A 12,354-nucleotide genomic window follows, 5' to 3' on the forward strand; every position below is an offset into this window, starting at 1 on the left:
GGAGACCTTTCATCTCCAGGTTTTCGCCGCATCTATTACTCCATGGCCAAGAAACCTGAAACACAGTCGCGCATCGCCGACAACAAAAAAGCCGCATTCAACTACTTCTTCGAGGAACGCTTCGAGGCCGGCATCGTGCTGCACGGCTGGGAAGTGAAGGCACTGCGCAGCGGCAAGGTGCAGTTGACGGACGGCTACGTCATCGTCAAGGACGGCGAGCTGTTCCTGCTCGGCTGCCAGATCAACCCGCTCAAGACCGCCTCCACCCACGTCAACCCCGACGCGGCGCGCATCAAGAAACTGCTGCTCAAGAAGGACGACATCCTGCGCCTGATCGGCAAGGTGGAGCAAAAGGGCTTCACCCTGGTGCCCATCAACCTTCACTGGAAGAACGGCTATGTCAAATGCGACATTGCCCTGGCCAAGGGCAAGGCCGAGCACGACAAGCGCGACGTGATCAAGGACCGCGAAGGCAAGCGCGAGGTCGAGCGCGCCATGAAGAGCTTCAATCGTTGACGGGCATCCGCAGCTTTTTTTGCACTGCTGCGGAATAAACCGGCACGGCCCAGTGTTCATTGCAGTGTCCGGCCGCAATTTCGCGCGCCGGCAAGCACCGGAGACAGCGATGAAGAAGCTCGGCATGAAACTTGGTACCTGTGCCTTCACGGCAGCCCTGACATTGGCCCTGGCAGGCTGCTATTCCGCGCCTGCGGCCAACGCCTCTGGCCAGACGCCGCCCAGTGCGGTCAGCGTGCAAAACGGCATTCTGGTCGGCGCCAACGGCATGACGCTCTATACCTTCGACAAGGACACGGCCGGCAGTGGCAAGTCCGTCTGCAATGGCCCCTGCGCGACCAACTGGCCGCCCCTGATGGGCAAGCAGGCGCCCTCTGGCGGCAACTACAGCGTGATCCAGCGCGACGATGGCAGCAGCCAGATCGCCTACAAGGGCAAGCCCCTGTACTACTGGGTGAAGGACGGCAAGGCCGGCGATACCACGGGCGACGGCGTCATGGGCGTCTGGCATACCGCACGCCCCTGAGTCCGGCCCCCTGCGCGATCGGACCTGCCCATGGACCGCAGCCAGATCCTGGAGCACCTGCCCGGCCTGCGCCGCTACGCGCGGCTGCTGGCAGGCGATGCCTGGGCAGCCGACGACCTGGTGCAGGACACGCTGGAACGCGCCTGCCGCAAATGGCTGCTGTGGCGCTCCGATGGCGATCTGCGCGCCTGGCTGTTCACCCTGATGCACAACCTCTACCTGAACCAGCGGCGCTCTGCCGCACGAGGGCAGTGGCTGGACATCGACAGCCTGTCCGAGTCCCTGGCAGCGCCCGAGGACAGCAGCGACGCTGCCCTGGACCTGGAGCGCTGCCTGCAGCGCCTGCCCGCCGAGCAGCGGGCCGTGCTGCTGCTGGTCAGCGTGGAGGACATGAGCTATGCCGACACGGCGCGCGTGCTGCAGCTGCCCCTGGGCACCGTGATGTCGCGCCTGTCGCGCGCACGCTCCCGGTTGCGCGAGCTGATGGAGGCACCGCCCGCAGCTTCGCCCGCCCAGACTGCTGCACCCCAAGCCGCAGCCCCGTCGCTGCGCCGGCTCAAATGACGAGGCCGCCATGACTGCCCCCGCCCCCACCTCCCCCTCCTCCTGTGTCTCGGCTGCCACGGCCACCCCCGACGAGCAGCTGCATGCCCTGGTCGATGACCGCCTGCCGGCCCCACAGGCACAGGCGCTGCGCGAGCAGCTGGATGCAGACAGCGCAGCACGCGTGGAGCAATGGCAGCGCCAGCGGCAGCTGCTGCGCGCCCTGCACGGCGCCCGCAGCGAACCGCCCATGCCCGATGAAATGCGCGCCGCCGCCGAGCAGCTGCAGGGCCTGCAACAGCGCCAGCAGCAATGGTGGCGCTGGGGCGGCATGGCCGCAGGCTGGCTGCTGGCCTTCGGCCTGGGCTGGCTGGTGCACGGGCAGCAGGCAGCGCCTGCGGCACCCTCAACGGCGGACACGCTGGCCGCTGCCGCACCTGCCCGCTTCGCCCATCAGGCAGCCGTCGCCCACGCGGTCTACCAGCCCGAGCAGCGCCACCCGGTCGAGGTCGAGGCAGCGCAACAGGCCCATTTGCTGCAATGGCTTTCCAAGCGGCTGGGCCGGCCGCTGAAGCTGCCAGCCCTCACGGAACTGGGCTATGAGCTGGTGGGCGGCCGGCTGCTGCCCGGCGACAGCGGCGCACGCGCCCAGTTCATGTACCAGGATGCGGCCGGCGAGCGCATCACCCTGTATCTGGGCGCGCTGGAGGACCCGGCCACGCGTGGCGAGACCGCCTTTCGCTTCAGCAGCGACGGCCCCGTGCCCAGCTTCTACTGGGTGGACCAGGGCTTTGGCTATGCCCTCAGCGGCGCCCTGCCGCGCAACCGGCTGCTGCAGCTGGCCACTGCCGTGCACCAGCAGCTTTGAAGCCTGGGGCCACGGCTACCAGGGCAGCGGCGCCGCCTCGCCGTTGCCATGTTCGCCGTAGTACAGCGAGGGCAGGAAGCGCGACAGGTAGGTGAACTCCGTGTAGCAGTGGCGCAGCAGGCCCAGGCCTAGCGCGTCGGGCAGCTCGGCCGCCGGGTCCGTGCAGGACTGCCCCAGCAGGAAGCGGCTGCGCAGCACGCATCCAAAGGGCGTATCGCGCGCCAGGTGCACCATCTGCCCGTCCATCGGGTCCCCGCTGGCATCCAGCTGCACATGCTCGCCAAAGCCGATGCGTGCATAGACGGCGGCCGATGCGCGTTTTTCGGCAAAGGCCAGCTCCAGCTGCGCAGGGTCGAACAGCTCGCGCGGATCGTGGAACTTGAGCCTGGCCGCCACGGGCGGAATATCGGCCAGGGACTCCACGGCCTCGATGGAGGCGCCTATGTAGCTCTCGCCCTTCTTCCATTGCGCATCCCAGCCGCGATGTGCGATGTGGTCATGCGGATGCCACCACTTGATGTGCTGCGTGGTCTCGAAGAACTTGAACCACCAGTCCAGCATGCGGCCGCTGCAGCCGTGCAGGTCGGTGCGGCAGGCCACCACCAGACAGCCGCTGGGCAGGCGCTGGATTCCCGTCTCCAGCCGCAGCGGCGTGATGTGCAGCAGCTCGTCGATGCGGGAAATGTCGGGCTCGAAGGCATGGGAGTTCATGGGTGTTTTCCGTTCCTGGGTTGATGAAGAAAAGCCATCTTATATTAAAGAAACGAACAACGTTTCCAAACAATCGGATAATCCCAGCCGGGTAACAAAATGCTGCACAACCAGGCACGACCCTGCACAACACCGAACGGAACGACAAGAAATCCAATGGAATCCGAAATCACTCCTGCGGCCCCCAGGCCGCGCGGGCGGCCGGCCCGGCCCGAGCACGAGGCCAACGATGCCGCCCTGGCCGCCGCCACCTGGCTCTTGCTCAACGAAGGCTATGCCGCCACCACCATGGAAGCCGTGGCCAAGCGCGCGGGGCTGGCCAAGAAAACGCTCTACCGCTTTGCCGCCAACCGCGAGGATCTGGTGGCCCTGGTGGTGCGCAGCTGGACAGACGGTTTCCGCCCCGCCCTGTCGGCCGATGCGCAGTCGGCCTCAGAGGTGGCTCCGGCGCTGGCCGAGATCCTGCGCGTGATTGCCGCGCGCGTGCTGTCGGCCGAGGCGGTGGGGATGTTCCGCCTGCTCACCACCGATTTCCCCGCCAAGCCCGAGTTGCTGGAGGTCTACCAGCGCAACGGCATAGAGCGCGGCCGCGGCATGCTGGTGGACTGGCTGCGGCGCCAGTGCGCGAAGGGGTTGCTCAGGGCAGAGCAGCCCGATGTCATCTGCGACCTGTTGCTGTCCATGGCCATTGCCGAGCCGCTGCGGCAGATGGCCCTGGGCCTGACGCCGCCCGTGCCCGAATGGGATCCGGGCCCGCGCATTGACGACGCGGTACGGCTGCTGGCAGGCCATTCCTGCCGCATGGAGCCCGCTGATCGCTGAACCGAAAAAAAAGCCATCCGGCGCGGTGCCGGATGGCCTTTTGAACCCTTGGAGGTTTGGGCAACCGCCGCGCGATCAGTCCAGCGCCGCCAGCGGGTGCGAGTGCACGGGCCAGGGGCTGTCGAAGAAGGCACGCCATTGCGCGTCCTGCACGTCTTCGATGCGCGCGGGGTTCCAGCGCGGTTGGTGGTCCTTGTCCACGGCCAGTGCGCGTATGCCTTCGATGGTCTCGCTCTGGCCGGGGCGCAGGTAAAAGCAGTGGCGCACCATGTCGCGCTCCATGCGCAGGTCCTGGGCCAGCGTCATGCCGCGTGCGCGGCGAATCTGCTCCAGCACCACGTGCAGCATCAGCGGCGAGCGCTTGCGCAGCGTGGCTGCCGTGTGCTGCGCCCACTCGCCATCCGCCGCTTCCAGTGCCTGCACCATGGCAGCCACCGTGGGCAGGGCAAACACGCGGTCGATCTCGGCGCGGGGCTGGGCCGCTGGCTTGGCCGGGGCCGTGAACTTCGACTTCACCAGCGCCTCGACGGCCGCTGCATCGGCAAAGCTGCCGGCGGCCAGGGCATCCCACAGCGCAGGCTGCTGGTCCGAGGGCAGATAGCCATCGGCCAGGCCGAAGTCCAGCGCGTCGGCCGCGCCGATCACGTCGCCCGTCAGCGCCAGCCACTCACCCGCGTGACCGGGGCAGCGCGATAGGAAGTAGCCGCCACCCACATCGGGGAACAGGCCGATGGCCGTCTCGGGCATGGCCATCTTGGTACGCTCGGTGACGATGCGCAGCGTGCCGCCCTGGCTGATGCCCATGCCGCCGCCCATGACGATGCCGTCCATGAAGGCGATGTAGGGCTTGCCGAAGGTGTGGATCAGGTGGTTGAGCGCGTACTCCTCGGTGAAGAAGTCCTCCAGCTGCGGATTGCCCGTGCTGCCTGCGCCGTGCAGAAAACGGATGTCGCCGCCCGCGCAGAAGGCGCCGAAGGCCCCTTCCTTGCCCATGCCGCGGATGGCCACGGCCAGCACCTGATCGTCCTTTTGCCAGGCCAGCAGGGTGGCCAGCAGATCGCGCACCATGCCCAGCGACAGCGCGTTCAGCGCCTTGGCCCGGTTCAAGGTGATCATGCCAATGCGGCCCCGCACTTCGCTGAGGACTTCGCCGGCAGCTCCCGTCATATCTTGCTCCTTGTTGCTATGCATGCCCTGCCCCGGCAGCCCGGGGCGATGAGCCGCAACCATAGCTGAAAATCCGCGCCCACCCCTGACAAACAGGTGCCAATTTGCGCAAGTGCACGACAGGGCGGGCAGCCGCCGCGCACCGCAGCGCACTCAGTCCAGAGAGACACCCGTGCTCTTGACCACGCCGGCCCAGCGCTTGATCTCGCTGCGGATGTAGGCGCCGTATTCCTCGGGGGTGGAGCCCAGTCCTTCGGCGCCCTGCAGCTGCAGCTTCTCGACCACGCCCGGGTCCTTGAGCGCGCGCATCAGCTCCTGGTTGAGCCGCTGGATGATGGCGGCTGGCGTCTTCGCGGGCACCATCACGCCCTGCCAGGCCCCGGCCTCGAAGCCGGACATGCCGCTTTCGGCCAGCGTGGGTGCATCGGGGAAGTTGGGCAGGCGCTTGGAGGAACTCACGGCCAGCAGCTTGAGCCGCCCCTCCTTGATGAAGGGTGCGACGGAATTGATGGTGTCGGTCATGAAGTCGATCTGCCCGGCCACCAGATCCACGTCGGCCGGCGCGCTGCCCTTGTAGGGCACGTGGCTGGCCTCGATCTGGTAGTGCTGCACGACCTGGAAGGCCGCCAGGTGCGTGACATTGCCGTTGCCGGCCGAACCATAGGACAGCTGGCCCGCCTTGTCCCTGGCATGGCGCACGAACTCCTGCACGTTCTTCACCGGCAGCTTGGGGTTGACCACCAGGCCCAGCGGCACCACGGCCGTCAGCGCCACGGGCATCAGGTCCTTGTTCACGTCGTAGCTCATCTTCTTGTAGAGCGAAGGGCTCAGCGCAATGGACGAGGTGTTGTAGAGCACGGTGTAGCCATCGGGCGCGGCCTTGGCCACCAGGGCGTTGCCGATGTTGCCGTTGGCGCCGGGCCGGTTGTCCACGATCACGGTCTGGCCCAGTTGCTGGCCGACCTGCTGGGCCAGCACGCGCGCCACCAGGTCGGTGGGCCCGCCCGGCGGGAAAGGCACGACCAGCGTGATGGGCTTGCTGGGCCAGGGCTGCTGTGCCAGGGCCGCTCCCGGCACTGCCGCTGCGGCTGCCATGCAGGCCGCCACGGCGGCCAGCACCCTGCGCCGCCCTTGTCTGCCTGCGGCCTTGTTGCCTTTCTTGTCCATGCTGTTGTCTCCTGGTGTCGTTATGGGAATTCTTTTGTCCGTCTAGCTGCGCCCGGCCAGCAGGCGCACGGCCGTGTATTCCATGACCTTCTGGTGGCCCTGATTGAAGACCTCGATGCGCGAGGTGACGACGGCGCGGTTGCCCTTGGAGGTGGGCTTGATGGCGGTGACTTCGACCAGGGCTTCGATGGTGTCGCCCACCAGCACGGGGCCGAGGATCTTCTGGTGCAGCTCAAGCATGGCCAGGCCCGTGCCCTGGATCATGCTTTGCAGGATGAAGCCTTCGATCAGCGTATAGGTCAGCGCGCCCGGTACGGGACGGCCTGCGATGGCGCCGCCGTCATAGCCGTCCTCGATGAAGATGGCCTCCAGCATGCCGGTGACGTTGATGAAGGCGACCAGGTCGGATTCGGTCACGGTGCGGCGGAAGGTGCGCAGCTGCTGGCCAACCTGCAGGTCCTGCCAGAAAAAGCCCTGGCCCATGCGGGGCACGGCGTTCCAGGCGGCGCCAGGGTGGGGCTGCGGGGTGTTCACTGTCATCTCATGTCTCCTGTTACGTGGTCTGCAGGCCGGCGATGCGCTCGGCGCTCCAGCCCGCCTGGGCCAGCAGCGCCGCCGTGTGCTCACCCAGGCGCGGGGGCATGCCCATGGGCGCCTGCCGGCCATCCATGCGCACGGAGGAGCGAGGCAGGTGCACCGTGCCCATGGCGGCGTCGTGCAGCGGCACGAAGAACTCCGTGGCCTGCAGGTGTGGATCGGCAGGCAGATCGTCCATGCGTGCCACCGGGGCGGCAGGAATCTCCAGGCGCTGGCAGGTGTCCAGCCAGTGCTGGGTGCCGTGCAGGGCCACATGCTCGCCTGCGGTCTCCAGCAGCTCGGCAATGTGGGCCGTGCGGCTGGCCTGGCTGGCAAAGCGCGCATCCAGGGCCAGCTGCGGCTGGCCCACGGCGGCGAAGAAGCGCTGCCAGTGCGCATCGGTGTACGGCATCATGCAGACGTGGCCGTCCAGCGTTCGGTAGGGCTTGCGCCAGGGCGCCATCACGCGCGGGTAGCCTGCGCCGCTGAGCGCGGGGCTGAAGTGCATGCCGTAGAAATGCTCGACCAGGTTGAAGCCCACCATGGTCTCGTACATGGGCACTTCGACAAAGCAGCCGTGGCCGCTGCGCTCGCGCTGGAACAGCGCCGCCAGCACGGCATGCGCGGCCACCAGGGCGCAGGTCTTGTCGGCCGCGATGGTGGGCAGGTAGCGCGCCTCGCCCGTCTGGCGTTCCATCAGGTCGGCCAGGCCGCTCATGCCCTGGATGACGTCGTCGTAGGCGGGCATGCCCGCATAGGGGCCGTCCTCGCCAAAGCCATGCAGGCCTGCGTAGACCAGGCGCGGATAGCGCTCGCGCAGCGTGTCGGGGTCCAGGCCCAGCGGGGCCAGCTTCTGCGGGCGCATGCTGTGCATGAACACATCGGCCGTAGCCAGCAGCGCATGCAGGGCCTGGCGCGCCTCGTCCTGCTTGAGGTCCAGCACCACGCTCTTCTTGCTGCGGTTGGTGCCCATGAACATGGCTGCCATGCCGGGCTCCACGGCCGGGCCGGTATGGCGCGTGGAGTCGCCGGCCGGCGGCTCGATCTTGATGACTTCGGCACCATAGTCGGCCAGCACCTGGCTGGCCAGCGGCCCGAACACCACGCTGGACAGATCCAGCACCCGAATCCCTGTCAACGCAGCCTGCACTGTGGTCTCCATGTTGCTTCAGGGAGCCAGTATTTGATATCTTTGAAGTCGCGTCTAAGACTTAATTCAGCATCGCTGATACACGGTGGATATCAATGGACCTGCGCCAACTGCGTCACTTCGTCACCCTGGCCCGCACGCTCAACTACCGGCAGGCGGCCGAGCAGCTGCACATGTCGCAGCCGCCGCTGTCCCAATCCATCCGCCGGCTCGAAGACAGCCTGGGCGTGCAGCTGTTCCAGCGCGACCGCCGGGGCACGGAGCTGACCGAGGCAGGCCGGGCGGCCCTGGAAAGTGCCGAGCTGGCACTGCACCATGCGCGCCAGGTGCAGGAGGTCTCGCAGGCCACGGCCAGTGGCGAGCGCGGCCGGCTGCACATAGGCTTCATAGGCTCGGCCACGTTCTCGCTGATTCCACGGCTGGTGCAGGCCTTTCGCAGCGAATATCCGCTGATCGACCTGGTGCTGACCGAATCGACCACGCGCGAGATCTGCGCGCAGGTGGCCAGCGGCGATTTCGATGCCGGCCTGCTGCGCTACCCGGTGACGCAGGCCACCGAGCTGTCCATCACGCCCGTGGAAAAGGACGAACTGGTGGCCGTGCTGCCCGAAGGCAACCCGCTGCTGCAGCGGCCCGCCTTGCGGCTGCGGGATCTGGCCGACCAGCCATTCATCAATTACCGCCCCAGCGAAGTGCCCGGCCTGCATGCGCTTGTGGTGCTGGCCTGCCAGAACGCGGGCTTCATGCCCCAGGTCAAGCAGCATGCGGTGCAGGCCCAGACCCTGGTCAGCCTGGTGGGCGCGGGCCTGGGCGTGGCCCTGGTGCCGGCCGTCGTGGCCAAGGGCAGCACGCCGGGGGTGGTGTTCCGCGCGCTGGCAGATACCGAGAACCTGCCCTCCATCGGCCTAGCCCTGGCGCTCAATCCGCAGCAAAGCGCAGCGGCCGGCCAGCGCCTGCGCGAGTTGCTGCTGCGGCTGAATGCCTGACGGACGGCCTGGCGGACGGCCTGGCAGAAGCCGCCGTAGAAAAGACAAAGGCCGCGGATGCGGCCTTTGACAATCAGGGCGGCTAAGCCGGCTGGCTTGCGCGCCCTCGGCGCCACGGCGCTTATGCGCCTGCGCGCGAAGCACGCTTGCGCTCGTTCTCGGACAGGTGGCGCTTGCGCACGCGGATGCTCTTGGGGGTGATTTCCACCAGCTCGTCGTCCTCGATGAATTCCACCGCGTATTCCAGCGACAGGTCGATCGGGGGCGTGATCTTGATGGCATCTTCCTTGCCGGACACGCGGAAGTTGGTCAGCTGCTTGGTACGAGTGGCGTTGACCACCAGGTCGTTGTCACGGCTGTGGATGCCGATGATCATGCCTTCGTACACGGGATCGTTGGCCTTGACGAACATGCGGCCACGGTCGTCCAGCTTGCCCAGGGCGTAGGTGAAGATTTCGCCTTCGTCCATGGAGATCAGCACACCGTTCTTGCGGCCGCCGATTTCGCCCTTGTGCGGCTCGTAGCTGTCGAAGATGTTGGAGATCAGGCCGGAACCACGGGTCAGGTTCAGGAATTCGTTGGTGAAGCCGATCAGGCCACGCGCAGGAATGCGGTATTCCAGGCGCACGCGGCCGCGGCCATCGGGTTCCATGTTGACCAGCTCGCCCTTGCGCTCGCCCAGGGCCTGCATCACGCCACCCTGGTGGCCTTCCTCGATGTCGGCCGTCACCAGCTCGATGGGCTCGTGGCGCACGCCGTCCACGTCGCGGTAGACCACGCGGGGCTTGGACACGGCAAGCTCGTAGCCTTCACGGCGCATTTCTTCCAGCAGGATGGTCAGGTGCAGTTCGCCGCGGCCCGACACTTCGAAGATGCCGTCTTCGTCGGTTTCCTTGACACGCAGGGCCACGTTGGAACGCAGTTCCTTTTGCAGGCGGTCCCAGATCTGGCGGCTGGTCACGAACTTGCCTTCACGGCCCGCCAGCGGCGAGGTGTTGACGCAGAAGTTCATGGTCAGCGTGGGCTCGTCGATCTTGAGCATCGGCAGCGGCCGGGGGTTCAGCGGGTCGGTCAGCGTGACGCCCATGCCCAGGTCGGCGATACCGTTGACCAGCACGATGTCGCTGGGGCCGGCTTCGGTCACCTGCACGCGGTCGATGCCCTGGAACTTCAGCACCTGGTTGATGCGGCCCTTGTAGCTCTTGCCGTCAGGACCTTCCATGACCAGCACGTCGGTCGAAGGCTTGAGGGTGCCGGAAGTGATGCGGCCCACGCCGATGCGGCCCACGAAGGTGGAGTAGTCCAGCGCCGAGATCTGCATTTGCAGCGGAGCGGCGGGATCGCCCTTGACCGAAGGCACGTGCTTCAGGATGGTGTCGAACAGGGCCGACATGTCGGGGCCCCACTGCTCGCCCGGAGCGCCTTCTTCCAGCGAGGTCCAGCCGTTGATGCCCGAGGCGTACACCACGGGGAAGTCCAGCTGCTCGTCGGTGGCACCCAGCTTGTCGAACAGGTCGAACGCGGCGTTGACCACGTAGTCGGGACGCGCGCCGGGCTTGTCCACCTTGTTGACCACGAGGATGGGCTTCAGGCCCAGGGCCAGCGCCTTCTTGGTCACGAAGCGCGTCTGGGGCATGGGGCCTTCCTGCGCGTCGATCAGCAGCACCACGCCGTCCACCATGGACAGGGCACGCTCCACTTCACCGCCGAAGTCCGCGTGGCCGGGTGTGTCGAGGATGTTGATGTGCGTGTCGTTCCAGCTCACGGCGCAGTTCTTGGCCAGGATGGTGATGCCACGCTCGCGTTCGATGGCGTTGTTGTCCATCACCGTGTCCACGACTTTCTCGTGTTCGGCGAAGGTTCCGGATTGGCGCAGCAGCTGGTCCACCATGGTGGTTTTGCCGTGGTCCACGTGGGCGATGATCGCGATATTGCGGATTTGTTTGCTCATAGTGTTTTCCCATTGCCGCTGCGTCATGGGCGCGGCGTGTCTTCCAAAATCTGTTGAATTTCCAGTGAACTGAGCAGGCGGGCGGGGATGAGTTCCCCACGCACCACGCGCCCCACTCCCAGCAGAGCCTGTGGCTTCTCGCCATACACAGCCACCGCCTCGGCATCGGCCCAAGCGCCCTTGCGGGGCAGGCCCGTGAGAAAACGGGCCGCATCTTGCTCGCCCAGCGTGACAGCCGTGTGGCTGGCCAGCAAGGCATCGACAGGCTGCAACTGCTGCAGACGCTCGTCCTCGCCCATGGCGGCCAGCGCCTCCAGCGAGATACAGCGCTCGACACCCAGCCCGCCGGTGTCGATACGGCGCAGCGCGCGCAGGTGCGCGCCGCAGCCCAGGGCCTCTCCCACGTCCTCCGCCAGCGTGCGGATATAGGTGCCCTTGCTGCAGGTCACCAGCATCCGGATCGCCGGCTGGCCTTGGCTGTCTTGCGTCAGCGAAAGCTCCAGTGCGTGGATTGTCACTTCGCGCGCCGGACGCTCGACTTCGATGCCGGCACGCGCATATTCATAAAGAGCCTTGCCGTCCTTCTTGAGCGCGCTGTACATGGGCGGCACCTGGCGGATGGAGCCCGTGAACTGCGCCTGCACGGCGGCAAGCCGCCCGGCCGTGAGGGCGGCGGGATCGATGGCGCGCTCGCGCAGCACCTCGCCCTCGGCATCGGCCGTGGTCGTGGTCTGGCCCAGGCGCGCAATCGCCTCGTAGGTCTTGGCAGCTTCGAGCTGCAACTGGCTGAACTTGGTCGCCGCACCGAAGCACAGCGGCAACACGCCGGTGGCCAACGGGTCCAGCGTGCCGGTGTGTCCGGCCTTTTCGGCGCGCAGCAACCACTTGACCTTCTGCAAGGCGTCGTTGCTGGACAGCTCCAGCGGTTTGTCGAGCAGCAACACCCCATGCACAGGGCGCCGCTGCACCCTTGTGCGTGGCGCGTTCATGGGGCTACTCTTCCTTCCCGCGCGAGGAGACGGCCTTGGCGATCAAGGCGTTCATGTCGGCCGCACGCTCGGTGGTGCGGTCGTAGATGAAGTGCAGCGTGGGCACGGTATGGATGTGCAGGCGCTTGAACAGGCCGTTGCGCAGGAAGCCTGCGGCCTGGTTCAGGGCGTCCTGCGTCTCCTGCGGATCGCCGATCAGCAGGCTGAAGTAGACCTTGGCGTGGGCATAGTCCGGAGTCACCTCCACGCTTTGCAGCGTCACCATGCCCACGCGCGGGTCCTTCAACTCGCGTGCGATCAGCTCCGCCAGATCCCGCTGGATCTGGTCGGAGACTTTGAAGCTGCGGTTCGGCGCAGCGGACTTGCGTGTTGCCATGTCGAA

At 66.7% G+C, this 12,354-nt stretch carries 14 protein-coding genes; 6 read left to right on the forward strand and 8 right to left on the reverse strand.

The features are described from left to right. Positions 1 to 42: 42 nt before the first annotated feature. From smpB to G4D77_RS03745, 4 genes are all read left to right on the forward strand, one after another. On the forward strand, positions 43 to 516 hold the full coding sequence (gene smpB / locus G4D77_RS03730; protein ID WP_016448870.1) for an SsrA-binding protein SmpB: 474 nt from the start codon (positions 43 to 45) through the stop codon (positions 514 to 516). A gap of 109 nt (positions 517 to 625) precedes the next feature. After that, complete coding sequence (locus G4D77_RS03735) at positions 626 to 1,042, forward strand: COG4315 family predicted lipoprotein (RefSeq protein ID WP_016448871.1); 417 nt, start codon at positions 626 to 628, stop codon at positions 1,040 to 1,042. A gap of 30 nt (positions 1,043 to 1,072) precedes the next feature. Continuing rightward, positions 1,073 to 1,606, forward strand: a complete 534-nt coding sequence (locus G4D77_RS03740; protein ID WP_016448872.1) for an RNA polymerase sigma factor — start codon at positions 1,073 to 1,075, stop codon at positions 1,604 to 1,606. A 10-nt stretch (positions 1,607 to 1,616) separates the two neighbouring features. Next, positions 1,617 to 2,453: an anti-sigma factor family protein gene (locus G4D77_RS03745; RefSeq protein ID WP_034364362.1), complete on the forward strand. Its 837-nt coding sequence runs from the start codon at positions 1,617 to 1,619 to the stop codon at positions 2,451 to 2,453. Between the two features lie 15 nt (positions 2,454 to 2,468). Here G4D77_RS03745 and G4D77_RS03750 read toward each other — a convergent pair whose 3' ends face one another. Further along, positions 2,469 to 3,164, reverse strand: coding sequence for a DAPG hydrolase family protein (locus G4D77_RS03750; RefSeq protein WP_016448874.1), 696 nt, complete (start codon positions 3,162 to 3,164; stop codon positions 2,469 to 2,471). A 156-nt stretch (positions 3,165 to 3,320) separates the two neighbouring features. Here G4D77_RS03750 and G4D77_RS03755 point away from each other — a divergent pair, with 156 nt between their 5' ends. Further along, entirely contained in the window at positions 3,321 to 3,986 is a 666-nt protein-coding gene (locus tag G4D77_RS03755) for a TetR/AcrR family transcriptional regulator (RefSeq protein ID WP_154834648.1), read from the forward strand. 75 nt (positions 3,987 to 4,061) lie between these two features. Here G4D77_RS03755 and G4D77_RS03760 read toward each other — a convergent pair whose 3' ends face one another. The 4 genes from G4D77_RS03760 to G4D77_RS03775 form a co-directional block, all read right to left on the reverse strand. Then, entirely contained in the window at positions 4,062 to 5,153 is a 1,092-nt protein-coding gene (locus G4D77_RS03760; RefSeq protein WP_016448876.1) for an enoyl-CoA hydratase/isomerase family protein, read from the reverse strand. Between the two features lie 153 nt (positions 5,154 to 5,306). Further along, on the reverse strand, positions 5,307 to 6,320 hold the full coding sequence (locus G4D77_RS03765) for a Bug family tripartite tricarboxylate transporter substrate binding protein (protein WP_016448877.1): 1,014 nt from the start codon (positions 6,318 to 6,320) through the stop codon (positions 5,307 to 5,309). A 42-nt stretch (positions 6,321 to 6,362) separates the two neighbouring features. Next, the gene (locus G4D77_RS03770; protein WP_154834649.1) at positions 6,363 to 6,860 is read right to left on the reverse strand and encodes a MaoC family dehydratase; all 498 of its coding nucleotides are present in this window, start codon (positions 6,858 to 6,860) and stop codon (positions 6,363 to 6,365) included. A 13-nt stretch (positions 6,861 to 6,873) separates the two neighbouring features. Beyond that, positions 6,874 to 8,058: a CaiB/BaiF CoA transferase family protein gene (locus tag G4D77_RS03775; protein WP_154834650.1), complete on the reverse strand. Its 1,185-nt coding sequence runs from the start codon at positions 8,056 to 8,058 to the stop codon at positions 6,874 to 6,876. A gap of 83 nt (positions 8,059 to 8,141) precedes the next feature. Here G4D77_RS03775 and G4D77_RS03780 point away from each other — a divergent pair, with 83 nt between their 5' ends. Then, complete coding sequence (locus G4D77_RS03780) at positions 8,142 to 9,032, forward strand: LysR family transcriptional regulator (RefSeq protein ID WP_016452380.1); 891 nt, start codon at positions 8,142 to 8,144, stop codon at positions 9,030 to 9,032. Positions 9,033 to 9,153: 121 nt separating this feature from the next. On the opposite strand, the gene typA is transcribed toward G4D77_RS03780, so the two are convergent. The 3 genes from typA to rbfA are packed head-to-tail and all read right to left on the reverse strand — an operon-like array spanning position 9,154 to position 12,348. Next, positions 9,154 to 10,983 (reverse strand): translational GTPase TypA, encoded by a 1,830-nt coding sequence (typA, locus tag G4D77_RS03785; RefSeq protein WP_026062109.1) that lies wholly within the window; start codon positions 10,981 to 10,983, stop codon positions 9,154 to 9,156. A 23-nt stretch (positions 10,984 to 11,006) separates the two neighbouring features. After that, entirely contained in the window at positions 11,007 to 11,972 is a 966-nt protein-coding gene (gene truB / locus G4D77_RS03790) for a tRNA pseudouridine(55) synthase TruB (protein WP_043790190.1), read from the reverse strand. Positions 11,973 to 11,976: 4 nt separating this feature from the next. Then, a complete protein-coding gene (gene rbfA, locus G4D77_RS03795) occupies positions 11,977 to 12,348 on the reverse strand; it encodes a 30S ribosome-binding factor RbfA (RefSeq protein ID WP_016448883.1) in 372 nt (123 codons plus the stop codon). Positions 12,349 to 12,354 lie beyond the last annotated feature (6 nt).

Source organism: Delftia sp. WY8, assembly GCF_018437695.1.
Taxonomy (GTDB): domain Bacteria; phylum Pseudomonadota; class Gammaproteobacteria; order Burkholderiales; family Burkholderiaceae_C; genus Comamonas; species Comamonas tsuruhatensis.